Annotated in this window: 13 protein-coding genes and 1 pseudogene; 5 read left to right on the forward strand and 9 right to left on the reverse strand. The window is 73.9% G+C overall.

Annotation, left to right across the window (positions count from 1 at the left end):
- Nucleotides 1–456: 456 nt before the first annotated feature.
- Nucleotides 457–1,680, reverse strand: coding sequence for a transglycosylase family protein (locus AC07DW_RS17510; RefSeq protein ID WP_478858540.1), 1,224 nt, complete (start codon nucleotides 1,678–1,680; stop codon nucleotides 457–459).
- A 193-nt stretch (nucleotides 1,681–1,873) separates the two neighbouring features.
- On the opposite strand from AC07DW_RS17510, the pseudogene AC07DW_RS17515 reads away from it, so the two are divergent.
- Nucleotides 1,874–2,132, forward strand: a pseudogene (locus tag AC07DW_RS17515) (NADP-dependent phosphogluconate dehydrogenase); the annotation flags it as partial.
- A 544-nt stretch (nucleotides 2,133–2,676) separates the two neighbouring features.
- Here the strand turns inward: AC07DW_RS17515 and panD are convergent.
- The 3 genes from panD to AC07DW_RS17530 all read right to left on the reverse strand — a co-directional run bounded on the left by panD (nucleotide 2,677) and on the right by AC07DW_RS17530 (nucleotide 5,957).
- The gene (gene panD, locus AC07DW_RS17520; RefSeq protein ID WP_478858541.1) at nucleotides 2,677–3,105 is read right to left on the reverse strand and encodes an aspartate 1-decarboxylase; all 429 of its coding nucleotides are present in this window, start codon (nucleotides 3,103–3,105) and stop codon (nucleotides 2,677–2,679) included.
- Nucleotides 3,106–3,585: 480 nt separating this feature from the next.
- Entirely contained in the window at nucleotides 3,586–4,416 is an 831-nt protein-coding gene (locus tag AC07DW_RS17525) for a hypothetical protein (protein WP_478858542.1), read from the reverse strand.
- 20 nt (nucleotides 4,417–4,436) lie between these two features.
- Nucleotides 4,437–5,957 (reverse strand): AAA family ATPase, encoded by a 1,521-nt coding sequence (locus AC07DW_RS17530; protein ID WP_478858543.1) that lies wholly within the window; start codon nucleotides 5,955–5,957, stop codon nucleotides 4,437–4,439.
- 312 nt (nucleotides 5,958–6,269) lie between these two features.
- Here AC07DW_RS17530 and AC07DW_RS17535 point away from each other — a divergent pair, with 312 nt between their 5' ends.
- Nucleotides 6,270–8,045 (forward strand): RecQ family ATP-dependent DNA helicase, encoded by a 1,776-nt coding sequence (locus AC07DW_RS17535; RefSeq protein ID WP_478858544.1) that lies wholly within the window; start codon nucleotides 6,270–6,272, stop codon nucleotides 8,043–8,045.
- A 9-nt stretch (nucleotides 8,046–8,054) separates the two neighbouring features.
- On the opposite strand, the gene AC07DW_RS17540 is transcribed toward AC07DW_RS17535, so the two are convergent.
- Complete coding sequence (locus AC07DW_RS17540) at nucleotides 8,055–8,660, reverse strand: flavodoxin family protein (RefSeq protein ID WP_478858545.1); 606 nt, start codon at nucleotides 8,658–8,660, stop codon at nucleotides 8,055–8,057.
- A gap of 112 nt (nucleotides 8,661–8,772) precedes the next feature.
- On the opposite strand from AC07DW_RS17540, the gene AC07DW_RS17545 reads away from it, so the two are divergent.
- Nucleotides 8,773–9,351 carry a DUF6328 family protein gene (locus tag AC07DW_RS17545; protein WP_478858546.1) on the forward strand — a complete coding sequence of 193 codons (579 nt, stop codon included), beginning with the start codon at nucleotides 8,773–8,775 and terminating at the stop codon, nucleotides 9,349–9,351.
- A 51-nt stretch (nucleotides 9,352–9,402) separates the two neighbouring features.
- On the opposite strand, the gene AC07DW_RS17550 is transcribed toward AC07DW_RS17545, so the two are convergent.
- From AC07DW_RS17550 to AC07DW_RS17560, 3 genes are all read right to left on the reverse strand, one after another.
- Nucleotides 9,403–9,828, reverse strand: coding sequence for an ATP-binding protein (locus tag AC07DW_RS17550; protein WP_478858547.1), 426 nt, complete (start codon nucleotides 9,826–9,828; stop codon nucleotides 9,403–9,405).
- A 4-nt stretch (nucleotides 9,829–9,832) separates the two neighbouring features.
- A complete protein-coding gene (locus AC07DW_RS17555; protein ID WP_478858548.1) occupies nucleotides 9,833–10,708 on the reverse strand; it encodes an MEDS domain-containing protein in 876 nt (291 codons plus the stop codon).
- Between the two features lie 62 nt (nucleotides 10,709–10,770).
- On the reverse strand, nucleotides 10,771–10,962 hold the full coding sequence (locus AC07DW_RS17560) for a hypothetical protein (protein WP_478858549.1): 192 nt from the start codon (nucleotides 10,960–10,962) through the stop codon (nucleotides 10,771–10,773).
- A gap of 228 nt (nucleotides 10,963–11,190) precedes the next feature.
- Between AC07DW_RS17560 and AC07DW_RS17565 the strand changes: the two genes are divergently transcribed.
- Complete coding sequence (locus tag AC07DW_RS17565) at nucleotides 11,191–12,210, forward strand: LysR family transcriptional regulator (protein WP_478858550.1); 1,020 nt, start codon at nucleotides 11,191–11,193, stop codon at nucleotides 12,208–12,210.
- A 113-nt stretch (nucleotides 12,211–12,323) separates the two neighbouring features.
- Nucleotides 12,324–13,712: a carbohydrate-binding protein gene (locus AC07DW_RS17570; RefSeq protein WP_478858551.1), complete on the forward strand. Its 1,389-nt coding sequence runs from the start codon at nucleotides 12,324–12,326 to the stop codon at nucleotides 13,710–13,712.
- Nucleotides 13,713–13,840: 128 nt separating this feature from the next.
- Here the strand turns inward: AC07DW_RS17570 and AC07DW_RS17575 are convergent, their stop codons facing one another.
- Entirely contained in the window at nucleotides 13,841–14,209 is a 369-nt protein-coding gene (locus AC07DW_RS17575) for a hypothetical protein (RefSeq protein WP_478858552.1), read from the reverse strand.
- Nucleotides 14,210–14,442: the final 233 nt, after the last annotated feature.

The raw sequence follows: 14,442 nt of genomic DNA on the forward strand, positions 1-14,442 counted from the left end.
CGGCGGCGTTCCGGGGCGGGCCGGCGGCGCCGCACACGGTGGTGCGCCTTTCGCGAACCCGGCGGTGGCCCGGCGGTGGCTGACGTCATCGGGGTGGCGCTGCTGGGCGAGACGTCCTGGGCGGCGGGCGCTGCGAGGCGGTGGCGGCGCGGGGCGGGCGTCGGCCGGGGTGCTGCCGTCGGAAGCGGCGGGGGTGGTCCGGGGTGACGGGGCGGTGGACACCACGACGGTGGCGGCGGACCTCTCGGTCGGCGCGCCGCCGGTCCGGTGGCCGGACCGGCTGGTCGTGGTGGTCGCGTTCGAGGCGGCCGGGCCGCTGCCGGCTGCCCCCACCGGGGCGCCGGGCCGGCGGCGACCCTCGTCGACCCGGTGGCGGCCGCCGCCGTGGGCATCACCCTGTTCGGCGGCGTGGTGGCGGCGGGCGGGCCGCTCCTCCTCACCGCCGTGCCGCCGCCGTCAGAGCCGGACGCCGCCCGCCCTCAGGTAGGCGAGGGGGTCGATGTCGGAGCCGTACCCCGGCCCCGTACGCACCTCGAAGTGGAGGTGCGGGCCGGTGCTGTTGCCGGTCGACCCCGAGCGGGCGATCCGCTGGCCGGCGGCGACCCGCTGCCCGTCGCGCACGGTCAGCGCGGAAAGGTGTGCGTACTGGCTGTACTTGCCGTCCTCGTGGCGGATGACGACCTGGTACCCGTACGCCCCGCCCCAGCCGGCGGAGACCACCCGGCCGGAGGCAACGGCCTTCACCGAGGTGCCGGTGGGGACCGGGAAGTCGACCCCGGTGTGGTAGCCGCTGGACCAGGAGGAACCGGCCTTGCGGTAGGCGGTGCTGGGACCGGCGTCGACGGGCGCGCTGAAGCCGGCGGTCCGCGGCTTGGCGGCCGCGGGCTTGGCGGCCGGTTTGACGGGCGCGGGCTTCGCGGTGGCGGGCTTCGCCGGGGCGGGCTTGGGGGCGGCCGGCGTGGCGGCGGGCCGCTTCGGGACCGCCGTGGGGGGTTTGGCGGGGACCGGGCCGGGCGCGGTCGTGCGCAGCGCGAGTCTCTGGCCCGGCATGATGAGGTCGGGGTCGCTGCCGATGATCGTGCGGTTGTCCTCGTACAGGCGCTGCCAGCCGCCTCTGACTCTCTCCGCCCGGGCGATGCCGGAGAGGGAGTCCCCCCGGGCCACCGTGTAGCTCTCGCGCTTGCCGGGGACGGTGGTGGGGGTCGCGGGCGGCGACTGGGTCCGGGACTCGCTCATGGGCCGTGCCTGTGCCTGCGGTCCCGGCCGGGTCTGCGATCTCCCCTGCGGGGAGATGTCGGGCGCGTCACCGCCCCGCGTGAGGCCGGCCTTGACCGAGCAGCTGGGCCAGGCACGCGGTCCCTGGCCCTTGAGCACCTTCTCGGCGATCGCGATCTGCTGGTCCCGGGAGGCGAGGTCGGCGCGCGGCGCGTAGCGCGCACCGCCGTACGCCTCCCAGGTCGACTGGGTGAACTGGAGTCCGCCGTAGTAGCCGTTACCGCTGTTGATCTTCCAGTTGTTGGTGGATTCGCAGGCCGCGACCTTCTCCCAGACGTCCACCGAGGCAGCGTGCGCCGATCCCGCTCCTATCAGCGGCAACGCCATCCCGGCGCCGCTCGCCGTGACGGTGAGCGATGCCCGGTTGATACGGCTGGGCTGATACCGGCGGTGTCGTCCGGCCATGGGTGGGTCCCCCCTTGCACACGTCAGCAGCGGCCCAAGCTAGAGGCACCCGCCGGGCCGTGGCAAGGGGGCGCGGGACGCGTCAATACGCCGCGTGGGGGCGCGCGTTGGGCGCACTCCGGTGAACGTCCTGCTCATGGCCGCGCATGGACGCGTACACGCGCTTGCCGCACGTACGGAACGCACCGCGGGCTTCGCGGCGGAGATCGGCGCGGCCCAGGACGACTGGCGCGCGGTGGTGGCGACCGCCGCCCGGTGGGGCGTACCAGACGCCGGGCTTCGGGGCGGCGCTCGCGTACCACGACGCACTGCGGGCGCCCCGGCTGCCCGCCGCGTTCACGCGGGGGCAGCGGGACTTCTTCGGGGCGCACACCTACCGGCGGACGGACCGGGACGGGGCCTTCCACACGTTCTGGGGCGGTGACCGCCCGGAGGTGGCCGGGCGCCCGTAGGCGGGCGGACGGGGCTCGGAAGCGGGCCGGCCGTTCGGGGCCGGCCCGCCGACGTCAGCTCGCCGGGCCGGGTTCCGGCTCCGGTCCGGGGACCGGTTCGGGGCCGGGCGGCTTGGGCACCGGGTCGGGGGCCGGCCCCGGCGGCGGACCCGGGTGGGGCGGCGCCGGGGTCGGTACGGGCCCGGGGGCGGGGCCCGGCTCGGGGCCGGGCGGGCCCGGCTGCGGCACGGGCGTCGGCGGCACCGGGTCCGGCGGGCCGGGCGTCGGCGTGGGCGTCGGCACAGGGGGCACCGGGTCGGGGGGAAACGGGTTCGGGCTGGTCATGGCGCGCTCCCTCGGCGGTTCGTCCGTCTGCCTTCCAGGTTCTCGCGCTGCGCGTTCCCCCGCGCGGCGGGATCACTCATCGGGGTCACGGCCGTGCGGCGCGTGCGGCGCGGGCTCCGGCCGGCCGCACGGCCACGCACGCGCCACCGCGCACGCCGAGGCCCTCGGCACTACCGCCGTGCGGGCCGGCGCGCCCCTCCGGCCGCCACCGGGCCCTGGGTCAGTTGCGCGCGGCCGGAACGGCCTGCGGGCTGCGCGCGGTGTCGCTGCCGGGCACCGGCGCCGACGCGTCGGAGCCGAGCTCCACGATCCGGTTGGCCGCGTCCACGTGGACCACCCGCGGCACGAGCGAACGGGCCTCGGCGTCGTCCACCTGGGCATAGCTGATCAGGATCACCAGGTCGCCGGGGTGCACCAGGTGCGCGGCCGCGCCGTTGATCCCGATGACGCCCGAGCCGCGCTCGCCCTCGATGACGTACGTCTCCAGCCGGGCGCCGTTGTCGATGTCGACGATGTGCACCAGCTCGCCGGGGAGCAGGTCGGCCGCCTCCATCAGGTCGGCGTCCACGGTGACCGATCCGACGTAGTGGAGATCCGCCTGGGTCACGGTGGCGCGGTGGATCTTGGACTTGAACATGGTGCGCATCATGTCGAACTCCTCGAAAGACAGCTCCCTGCCTGCTCGCTGCGGGTCAAGGGCGTCCTTCACTGTACAGCGGCACTCATCGGGGTCGAAGGTGACGAAGGAGTGGTATGAGTCGCCTCCCGGGAGCGTGGGCGGGCGAAGTCGGGCACCGTGGCAGTCGCGTCGAATCTCCCGCTTTCCCATCGCGACGAAGGCGCACTCGGCGCGACCGCGGTTCTTACGGCGGATGATCCGACCGCATGAGCGGCGGGGGGAATGACCAGGCCGACGCGCCGTCCGCGACTACAGCCGCTTTGCCGGCGGCGCCCATGGCATCGGAGGGCTCTCGCTGCCCGAGACCTGGGTTCCTGCCCCGGGAGCCGCCGCGGAGATGAACCGGACGAGTAGGTGATGGCGAGCGCCACGTCACCGCGGTGCCGACCCGGCACGGAGCGAAGCGTTGCCGATGCGCGTCGCCGGCCGTGGCACGGAGGTTACGACGCGCTACAGGTCCTGGTCGAATCCGTGGTCGAGGTACCAGGCGCTGTCGGCCAGGCCGTAGCGCAAAGCTGTGTCCCACGTGTTGAGTCCGTGGGTTCCGGCGTGCCGCTCGGCGTCCTCCTGGAGATGTGCGGCCAGGACACGGCGGCCGCCCTCGCGTCGGATCTTCCGGTGGAGCCACTGGTGAGCGGTCAGCACCGATATGGAGAATTCGGCGTAGCGCTGCGCCAGGTCGAACGTGCGGAAGTGGTGCTCGACGCGGACGCTCATCTCGGCGTCCCACTCGCGCAGGGGCTGGACGCGGAACCGCACGGGCCAGCTCGTGATGTCAGCGAAGAGATAGCGGCCGGCCAGGCCGGGGCGGTCGTAATAGGGGTGGAGCGATCGCCGGCCCGGGGTGGTGCCGATCCGGTCGCCCTTCATCTGGTTGCACTTGCCGCACGCCGGCACCAGGTTGACCGGGCAGATCGTGTAGAGAGGCAGCATCTCCTTGGGCAGGTGATGGTCGAGCGAGCCGATCTCACTGTTGCCGCACAGCAGACAGCGCCCGAACGGAGCGCGGGCCTTGAGCTCGTCGTACTTCCTTCGCCCGTCCTTGCGACCGACCAGCCCTGAGCTGTAGAGAGCTCTCAGGTGCTCCCCGTCGCGGTCGGGTGTCTGCTCCTCTGTGTGCCGGGCGGCAACGGCAAGAGCGTAGAGGTCGTTGTGCTCGGCGGCGTCGATGTAGGTCTTCTCGGCAGCGGACAGGTCCGCCTCGCGGGCCTCGAGCCGCAGTCTCAGGACGCGGTTGCGCACACCGTTGCAGGCGGCCTTCAGCGTGTCCTTGACCTTCATCGCAGGCGGATCGAGCGGAATCACGAGGCGTTCCCGTCCCGGTTGAAGGTCAGGACGCGCAGCAGACCGCGGGCTTCGCTGCCCAGGGATGCGAAGTCCTCCAGGATCTCCTGGTAGCTCCGCCCCTTTTCGACCTCCTTCGCGAGAGCCGCGTAGAAACCGGTGGCGGTGGTCTCCAGACCGAACGCTTCATGGGTGAGGTCGCTGACGTTCTCCCCGTAGGTCTCCGTCTGCGGCCGCTCGGCCGTCATGACCTCGCCGTAGCGACGCAGCTTGTAGACGCACGACTTCGGTACCTCCTGCAGGACGACCGGCGAGTGCGTGGCCACGACCGCCATGCCGTTGACCTCGGAGAGGAAGTCCGACAGTGCCCGGATGAACGCCGACAGCAGGGGCGGTTGCAGGTGGGCCTCGGGCTCGTCGATGAAGACGATGGTCCGTTCGGTCACTTCCTCCACCAGCCGTGTCAGCGTCAGCAGCGCGATCTTGTGGCCGGAGCTGAGTGGCGCGAACAGTTCCTCCGCGGCGGGAAGGAAGCGCCGGTCGGCGCCCTCGGACAGCAAATCGTCGAGATCCCCCTCGTAGTCGTCCAGAAACCCCGACTCCGTGTAGCGCAGTGTGGCCACCATCTGCTCCCACCGGGTGCGCCGGGCACCGATCCTGGCCGTGGCGAGGCTGTGGGCGAACTCCGCGGCCAATCTCTTCTGTGTCTTCAGGCGATACGGCCGGTCTCTGTCGAGGAGACCGATGTAGGCGAACTCTTCCGGCGCATCGGGGTGGTGGACCAGCTCGTCGAAGGGGCTGAACGACACGAGCACGACGTTCGGAACGACCTGGGCGGTCCGCGCCGCGAGTTGGGTGACCTCGATGTCCCCGGAGGCCACGCCCTGGGCCATCGCACGCATCATGCTGGTCTTCCCCACGCCGTTACGACCGATGAGCGCGTGCACATTGGTGGGCGGCCGGGAGGCGGGGACGGCACGGAAGTCAAGCCTGGGGGGCTCGTGCTCCGAGCCGGCGGGCGCGGAAGGCGAGTAGTCCCAGTAGAAGGTGACCACGCGGGCCCGGCCGCGGGCGATGAGGTGCAGGCGCTCCAGCTCGGCCCTGGGGTGACGGACGTCCCGCATCAGCGATTTCCTGAAGACGCGCAGACCCCAGAGGCGGTCCACGACCCCCGGTCGGTGGTCGAAAGCGACGTCGCGCAGCGCGGTGAGAACGGCGGCCTTTGTCTTCTCGCCCTGCTTGTTCAAGCGGTCGTAGTAGGTGTCCTGCACACCCAGGCTGAAGAAGTCCTCGCCGAGGGAGTCGAACTCCCGTGGCAGCAGATCCTCGGTCCGCCAGAACTCGTCCGTCCGCTGGGCGGCCATGCCCATGTGCCCGATCCGGACGCTGCCGACGGACTGCGGCCGACGTCCGCGGCGCTTGACGCCCAGCTCGTACAAGGTCAGGAAGCCGTAGTCGTTCCAGCCGTCCGGGATCAGATAGCAGCCCTCATAGCCGTCCGGAAGGTCCCCCGACTGCCCCACCACGACGAACCGCATGACGCCCCCCATGACCCCGTGAACCGGAGCCCTCTCCGGCCACGAGCACCACACTGTAGTCGTCGCTCCACGTTCGGCCCGCGGACGAACGGTGGGTGACGCGGTGACACCTGACCGACGGCCCGGTCGCCGACGTCCCGGGGCAAGGGGAGCATCGCCGCCCGGCTCGGTTCCGTGCCCGCGCGTCAGCTCGCGAAGGGCACCTGCGCCGGGTGGTCCGGCCGGAGGTCGTGCGGGTGGTGCCACAGGCCCTGCCGGGCGAGCCTCGGGGCTCCGGGTGGTCGACGCCGGAGATCGGGGTAGCCGTGGCCCATGAGTGTGCGAGGACAGGACGGCGCCGCCGACCGGCTGCTGCGGACCGCCGGGGACGGGTTCGGCTGGCGGGAGCTGCGGCCGGGGCAGCTGACGGCGATGGAGCAGGTCATGGCCGGGCGGGACACCCTGGTGGTGATGCCGACCGGGGCGGGCAAGTCCGCCGTCTACCAGTTGCCCGCCCTGTTGCTCGACGGCCCCACCGTGGTGGTGTCGCCCCTGCTGGCCCTCCAGCGCGACCAGATCGCCGGGCTGCCGGAGCGTCACGCCCCGCGGGCCGTCGCCGTCAATTCGGCGCAGACCGCGGGGGAGACGGACGCGGCGTGGGAGGCGCTGGACGCGGGGACCGCCACGTACGTGTTCCTCTCCCCCGAGCAGCTCGCCAAGGACGAGGTGCTGGAGCGCCTGGAGCGGGCGGCGCCGGCGTTGTTCGTCGTCGACGAGGCGCAGTGCGTCTCCGCCTGGGGCCATGACTTCCGGCCGGACTACCTGCGCCTGGCGCAGGCCGCGCGGCGGGTGGGCCGCCCGCCGGTGCTGGCGCTGACGGCGACGGCCGCCCCGCCGGTGCGGCAGGAGATCGTCGAGCGGCTCGGCATGGACGACCCCGCCCTGGTCGTCGCCGGGTTCGACCGGCCGAACATCGCGCTGCACGTGAGCCGGTTCCTGGACGACGACGACAAGCGGCGCGCCGTGGTGGAGCGGGCCGCCGGTGAACCGAAGCCGGGACTGGTGTACGCCGCGACCCGCAAGGACACAGAGCGGTACGCCGAGGAGCTGGCCGGCCTGGGGCTGGCGGCCGCCGCGTACCACGCCGGGCTGCGCGGCGAGGAGCGGTCGCGGGTCCACGACGCGTTCCTCGACGGGACGCTCGACGTGGTCGTGGCGACCTCGGCGTTCGGCATGGGCATCGACAAGGAGGACGTGCGTTTCGTCCTGCACGCCTCCATTCCCGGGTCCCTGGACGCCTACTACCAGGAGATCGGGCGCGCGGGCCGGGACGGGCGGCCCGCCCTCGCGGTGCTGCACTACCGGCCCGAGGACACCGGGATGCGCAACTTCTTCGCCGCCCGCACACCCGGTGACGACACCCTGGGCAAGGTCGCCGAACACCTGGACGACCAGGAGGGGCCCCTCCCCCTGGACGAACTGCGCGAGGCGACGGGGCTGTCCCGCAACCGCCTCACGGCCGCGGTGAACCTCCTGGAGGAGGCCGGGGCGGCCCGTACCGACGACGAGGGCGCCCTGCGGGCCGACCCCGGCATGTCCGCCGGCGAGGCGGTGGAGCGGGCCGGCGAGGCCGCCCGGGCGCGGCGGCGCCTGGAGCGCACGCGCGTGGAGATGGTCCGCGCCTACGCCGAGACCACCGGCTGCCGTCGCCGCTTCCTCCTGGGCTATTTCGGTCAGCCCTACGAGGCGCCGTGCGGGGGCTGCGACGTGTGCGGGGCGGCGGCGGACGGCACCCCCCTGACGGACGGCGCCTCCGTGGCGGACGGCGCCTCCGTGGCGGACGGCAACCCCTTGGCGGGCGACGCGGGCGACGCGGGCGACGGGAATGCGCCGGACGCGGGTGGCGAGGGCGAGGGGATTGACGCGGCCGGGTCGCCCTTCGGTTCCGGGGCCCGGGTGCGCCACCGGGCGTGGGGCGACGGGTCCGTGCTCAGCGAGGAGGGCGACCGCGTCACGGTCCTGTTCGACACCATGGGGTACCGCACCCTGTCGCTGCCGGCCGTGGCCGACGGGGACCTGCTGTCGGTGCTCGAACGGCCGGGAGGCTGAGGCCCCGGTTCAGCCCGGTGGCGGGCCGAGCGGGTGCTGCTCCAGGGCCCTGGCGACCCCGTGGAGGTTCGCCGCCATGGCCCGGCCGGTCCTGTCGGACCAGTCGTGGCCCCGCTCGTCGTCCAGGTAGTCCGGGCCGGCGCCCGGGCCGAGGTGCCAGTACGTCCGGGCCTGGCCGGGCACGGTGTAGCCGATGTCGCCGAGGGCGCCGGCGATCTCGCTGATCACATGGTGGGCGCCGTCCTCGTTGCCGGTCACGACGACACCGGCGACCCGGTTGTACGCCACCGGCCTGCCCGCGTCGTCCGTCTCGGAGATCATCGCGTCCATGCGCTCCAGCACCCGCTGGGCCACCGAGGAGGGACGTCCCAGCCAGGTCGGCGACGCCATGATGAGGATCTGCGCGTCCAGAAGCATGCGGTGCACCTCCGGCCATTGGCCACCGCCGCCCTCGTCGCCGGTCACGCCGGGTTCGATGTTCAGGTCGACGGCGCGCAGGAAGCGCACCTCGACGCCCTGGGCGACGAGTTGACGGGCCACGACGCGGGCCGGCGCGTCGGTGTTGGACGGCTCGGGTGATTTCTTGAGGGTGCAGTTGATCACCAGTGCTTTCATGCCGTCCCCAGTACCCAGGAGCCCCAGGTCGAGACGGGCCCGGGACCCCGATCGAGTGAGTATGAAAAGGCCCGTACGGGGCAACCGGTCTTCCTGAGACGTGGAGGGTGCCATGACCATGACGGAGCAGCCGACCGGGTCGCAGGAGCGGGACACCGGGGCCGGCGCCACCTGTGCGTGCGGGCACGGTGCCGGGCACGGCCCTGTCGCGGAGCAGCCGGAGACGGCGCGCGAGCGGGTCAACCGGCGGTGGAACGAGATCCTCCAGGAGACCAGGGTCGCCCAGACGGGCGTACAGATCCTCTTCGGATTTCTGCTCAGCGTGGCCTTCACCCCGCTGTTCCGGGATCTCGGCACCTTCGACCGGGTGGTCTACGTCCTGACCGTGGTCCTCGGAGCGGCGGCCACCGGTTCGCTGATAGCGCCCGTCTCCATCCACCGCTTCCTGTCCGGGCAGCGCATGAAGGACGAGGTGGTGGAGGCGGCCAGCCGGCTGATGATGTGCGGCATGGTGCTGCTGGCGCTGACCATCGGGTGCACGCTCCTGCTCATCCTCCACGTCGTGGTGCCGGGCCTGCTCGCCGAAGTGCTGGTCGGCTGCGTGATGTTGTGGTTCGGCCTGTGCTGGTACGCGCTGCCCCTGTGGCTGCGCCGGCGGGGCGCCGGGCGCCCGGACGGCCGGAACGGCTGACCCCGGACCGTACCCACGGCGCTGGCCGCACCCGTACCCCTCCCGGCGCCCTCAGTACAGAGCCATCGCGAACGTCACGGTGGTCCCGGCCGGCCCCGACGCGACGGTGAGGCGGTCGGTGATCAGCCGGGTGAGCCACAGGCCCCGGCCGCGGCAGGCGCCGTTGAGGCCGGGGGCGAGGTCGGGGATGACGTCCTCGGTGAAGCCCGGGCCCCGGTCCGTGACGCGGCACTCCAGTTCCTTCGCGGTCCTGGCCAGCTCCAGCAGACCGTGCCCGCCCGCGTGCTGGACGACATTGCCGGCCACGGCGTCCACGGCCACGACGAACTCACCGCGCCGGGGCTCCGGGAGCCCGCAGAGGGCCGCGCAGCCCTCCACCTGGACGCGCAGGCGGGGGATGTCCGCGCTGCCGAAGCGGCGGCGCAGCAGGAGTTCCTCGCCGGTGCCGGGTGGGCCCCCGGCCGGTTCCACGGTCATGGCCCTACCCCGTCACATCGAGGACGGCCGGGTCCGCGCCGAGGCGGCGCAGCAGTCGTGCGTGCCGCTCGCAGCAGCGGATCCTCACCGGCCGGTGGACCGGCGCCCGGTCGAGCAGGAGGACCAGTTCGGCCGCGGACTCGGCGCCGAGGAAACCCGTACGCAGCAGGTCGACCGTGAGGGACCCGGCCGGCGGCTCGGGGTTCCGGAGCAGGTCGGCGAGGGCGCGGGTGAACTGGTCGTGCGTCGCCGCGTCCGCCTCGCCGATGACGCGGAGGGTGCCGTCGCCGTGCCGGCACCGCAGGTGGCCGAGGCGGGGCAGCAGGTTCTCCGGGTGGGCCCGGCACATGGCCTCCAGGACCGGCTCGGGGAAACGCCGCCGGTCGTAGGCGCACACCTCGCTGTAGAAGCCGTCCGTGAAGAGGTGGCCGGCCCGCCACTCGCGGTCCATCATCGTGTCGAGGCCGGCGCCCAGGTCGGCGACCCAGCCCATGTCGATGTACGCCCGCAGCCCGGTGTACCCCTCGGCGCGGGCGGCCGCGGACTCCTCGACGATCCGCTGCCACTGCCGGTCGGCGGTGAACCGCCGGTCCGGCAGGATCAGTTCCCGCATGCTGCTCAGCTCCAGTTGCGCCCTCTCGTACCCGGACGCGGACAGCAGCCCGGGGGCTCCCTGCAGTCGCGACCGGACCTGCGCCTCGGTCAGACGCGGCGGTCCGAGGACGATGACCTTCTCGCCCCGGGCCAGGCCGGACCAGACGAACGCGGCCAGGACGTCCCAGCCGGGCGCACCGTCGTCGTAGCACAGGAACGCGTGGTGCCCGGGGCCCATGCGCTGCACGGGAAGCGTCCCGGGATGGTGCTCATCGCCGGCGAGCACGCCCACCTCACCACCCCCGCGTAACCACAGTGTGGCGCTACGTTACCAATGTTCGCGGGCGCTCATTGACGGTCCTCGGCGTCCGGGTGCCTCTCGCGCAGCGCGTCGCCTGGCACCGGCCCCTTGGGGGCGGCGGGGCCGGTCTCGCCCTCCGCCCTTTCGGCGGGGCCGTCCTCGTGCTCCCGCCGGGCCTTCCGCTTCTCGTCCTCGAGCCGCTTGCGGACCTCTTCCGGCTTGTCTCCGAGCTGGTTCACGTCCCACTCCGTCTCGTCGTCGCGGGGGTCGGACGACCGGGGCCGGGCGACCCGCTTCCGCCGTCAGCGTCACACAGACTCGCCCCGCCCGCACGCGGCGCCGGCCGCCGGCGCGGGACCGCGCACCCGAGCGGCTCGGGGGACTCGTGCGTGGGCCGCGCGGGGCCGTCCGTATTGGTCCGGACCTTTGTATTGCCGCGTGGTTCGACCGGGCGTCAAGCTGCCGGTATGGAACTGGAGTTGCGGCACCTCAGGACGATCAGGGCCATCGCGGACGCCGGCAGCCTCACCAAGGCCGCCACGGCCCTGGGCCTCGCGCAGCCGGCACTGAGCGCCCAGCTGAAGCGGATCGAGCGCTCACTGGGCGGCGAGCTCTTCGAACGGGGGCGCCAGGGGGTGCGCGCGACGGCTCTCGGGGCCCTGGTGCTCGACCGTGCCCGGGTCGTCCTGCCCGCGGTGCGCGAACTCCAGGAGGAGGCGGCGCGGTTCGCCCGGTCCGGGTCGCCGGCCGGCGCCGCGCGGCGCTCCCTGCGCATCGGCGGGACGCACGGGCCGCTGCTGGGCGGGCTCGTCGACCGGATCGCGTCCGCCGACCCGGGCGTCGCGGTGGTCACCCACACCTCGTGGTCCGAGGGCGAGATCGCCACCTCCACCGTGGAGGGCAGGCTCGACTACGCGTTGATCGGCACGTGCGGGGAGAGCCCTCCGCCCGAACCCGGCCGGCTGGTGTGGACCGAGGCGGCGCGCGACCCGGTGTTCGTGATGCTGGCCGCCGGCCATCCGCTCGCCTCGCGGCGCCAGGTCGAGCTCCGCGAACTGGCCGGCGAGTCGTGGACGGACGTACCGGGTGACGGGTGCTTCGCCGACTGCTTCACCGCCGCCTGCGTACGCGCCGGCTTCACACCGGCGTCCGTGTACGAGGCGGACATCGCGTCCTGCGTCCACCTGGTCCAGGTGGGCCGCGCCGTGGGGCTGTGCCGGGCGACGTTCCCCGACACACCGGGCATGGTGACCCGGCCGCTGGCGGGCACGCCCCTGGTGTGGCGGCACCTGCTCGGCCGGCACCCGCACGCGCCCGTCGCGGTGGACGCGCCCCGGATGGCCGGACACCTGCGCGCGGCGCACCGGGCGGCGGTCGCCCGCAGCGGGAGCTACACCCGCTGGCTGGCGTCCCGTCCGGGCGGGGACCGGGACCCCGGCGAGGCACGGGAAGGCCCGCAGGGCAGAGGCGGCCGGGCCGCCCGGTGACCCCATAACGCCGTGCAGGGGGCCGAGTGGGAGCTCCCTCGGCCGGCCCGCGCTCCCTACGGTTTCGGAACACCGCCCCACCCCCCCACTTCCGACACCGAGGAGACCCCTCCATGTTCCACCGACACGCCAGAGCCGCGTGCGTGGGCGCCGCGACCGTGGGCGCGCTGGTCCTGACGGCACTGCAGGGGGCCGCGGCCGCGCCGTCGGACGGCCGCTTCCCCGGCCCCGCGCCCGCGCCGACGGCCCGTACGGCGGCCGCCACGCTCGCCGTGTCCGCCGTACGGCCGGACGTGCTGCGGGCCATGCAGAGGGACTTGGGCCTCACCGAGTCCGAGGCGCGGCAGCGACTGGTCAACGAGGCGGCGGCGGGCGAGACCGCCGCCCGTCTCCAGCAGCGGCTGGCCGGTTCGTACGCGGGCGCCTGGGTCGAGGGGGCCGCGTCGTCCGTCCTCACCGTCGCCACCACGCGCGCGGCCGACGCGGCGGCGATCAGGGCGAGCGGCGCCGAGGCCGACGTCGTCCCGCACAGCCTGGCGGAACTCGACCGCACCAAGTCGGCCCTGGACCGTGCGGCACGCGCCGCCGCCGACGTCGGCGTACCCGTCTGGTACGTGGACGTCCGCACCAACTCCGTGGTGGTCCGCGCCGCGGACCGGGGGGCCGCGGCGTCGCTGACCGCCCGCGTCGGCGCCGCCGACCGGTCGCGGATACGGGTCGTCCCGACCCGGGAGCGACCGCGCCCGCTGTACGACATCAGGGGCGGCGACGCGTACTACATGGGCGGCTCCGGGCGGTGCTCGGTCGGCTTCCCGGTCACCCGCGGCACCCAGCAGGGTTTCGCGACGGCGGGGCACTGCGGCCGGGCCGGCACCACCACGACCGGGTACAACCAGGTGGCGCAGGGCTCGTTCCAGGCCTCGACCTTCCCCGGCCGGGACACCGCCTGGGTGGCGACGAACACCAACTGGACGGCGACCCCGTACGTCAAGGGCGCGGGCGGCGCGAACGTCCAGGTCACCGGCTCGGTCCAGCAGCCGGTCGGCGCCTCGATCTGCCGCTCGGGCTCCACCACGGGCTGGCACTGCGGCACCATCCAGCAGCACAACACCAGCGTGACGTACCCGGAGGGCACCATCAGCGGGGTGACCCGCACATCGGTGTGCGCCGAACCGGGTGACTCCGGTGGCTCGTACATCTCCGGCAGCCAGGCGCAGGGCGTCACCTCCGGGGGCTCGGGCGACTGCCGCAGCGGCGGTACGACGTACCACCAGCCGATCAACCCGCTGCTGGAGGCGTACGGGCTGACGCTGAGGACCACCACCGGTCCCGAGGACCCGCCGGACCCGGGGGAGCCGGGCGGCACATGGGCGGCCGGCACCGTCTACCGGGCCGGTGACCAGGTCACGTACGGCGGTGCGACGTACCGCTGTCTGCAGGGCCACCAGGCGCAGGCCGGGTGGGAACCACCGAACGTCCCGGCGCTCTGGCAGCGCGGCTGACGGTGCGCGCCGCGCCCGTCCGGGCGCCGGGCCGTGGGGGCGCGTGCCGTGACCGGCGACGGTCACGGCACGCGCGTGTCCGTGCGTACGTACGTGGAAGGTGGAGTGGAGCCGGCGGCGCCGACCCGTCAACGCCTTCCCGGCCCACCGCCGTCGCGGCGCCCGCGTACCGCCCTGACGTGGGCGACCGCGACCGACGCCTTGTCGAGGAGCCAGACCGCGCTCAGCGAGAAGAGGGCGAAGCACAGGAAGAAGGCCACGACCGCGGCGAGGAGGAGCAGCGGGACGAGGGTGGAGGCCGCGCCCCGGAACAGCGACCCCACCGCGCCCCCGGCCGCTCCCACGACGGGCACCAGCACCGCCACGAGAACCACCCGGCCCCGGTGGGGCGGGGCGTCGTCGTCCTCCGGGCACGCGTAGCCGTCCACGGGCCACGTGCCCCGGTCGCCCGGCGGGTCGCGATCCCGCTCCTGGTCGTCGTCCGGTCCTTCGCTCACAGTGATCCAGTGTGCGGGGCGGCCGTCCATTTCGAAACCGCGTTCCAAGCTCTGGATTCGCTCACAGCACCCTCATGGGGCTCGGCCGGCGGCGGGGGGCCGCGGCCGTCCGGCTCGGAGCGGGCACCGCGCGCACCTGGTGCGTGCCGAGCCCCGCAGGGCATCGGCCTCCCGCTGCGTCCCCGGCCCCGGCGAGGGGTGACGGGGGGTGCGTCGTGACGCGGGCGTCGCGT

Source organism: Streptomyces sp. NPDC045701 (assembly GCF_056432045.1).

Bases quoted from the DNA above. Each gene is read 5' to 3' on its own strand.
- AC07DW_RS17510 (WP_478858540.1), bottom strand. From the start codon at position 1,680: ATGGCCGGACGACACCGCCGGTATCAGCCCAGCCGTATCAACCGGGCA.
- panD (WP_478858541.1), bottom strand. From the start codon at position 3,105: ATGATGCGCACCATGTTCAAGTCCAAGATCCACCGCGCCACCGTGACC.
- AC07DW_RS17525 (WP_478858542.1), bottom strand. From the start codon at position 4,416: ATGAAGGTCAAGGACACGCTGAAGGCCGCCTGCAACGGTGTGCGCAAC.
- AC07DW_RS17530 (WP_478858543.1), bottom strand. From the start codon at position 5,957: ATGCGGTTCGTCGTGGTGGGGCAGTCGGGGGACCTTCCGGACGGCTAT.
- AC07DW_RS17535 (WP_478858544.1), top strand. From the start codon at position 6,270: ATGAGTGTGCGAGGACAGGACGGCGCCGCCGACCGGCTGCTGCGGACC.
- AC07DW_RS17540 (WP_478858545.1), bottom strand. From the start codon at position 8,660: ATGAAAGCACTGGTGATCAACTGCACCCTCAAGAAATCACCCGAGCCG.
- AC07DW_RS17545 (WP_478858546.1), top strand. From the start codon at position 8,773: ATGACCATGACGGAGCAGCCGACCGGGTCGCAGGAGCGGGACACCGGG.
- AC07DW_RS17550 (WP_478858547.1), bottom strand. From the start codon at position 9,828: ATGACCGTGGAACCGGCCGGGGGCCCACCCGGCACCGGCGAGGAACTC.
- AC07DW_RS17565 (WP_478858550.1), top strand. From the start codon at position 11,191: ATGGAACTGGAGTTGCGGCACCTCAGGACGATCAGGGCCATCGCGGAC.
- AC07DW_RS17570 (WP_478858551.1), top strand. From the start codon at position 12,324: ATGTTCCACCGACACGCCAGAGCCGCGTGCGTGGGCGCCGCGACCGTG.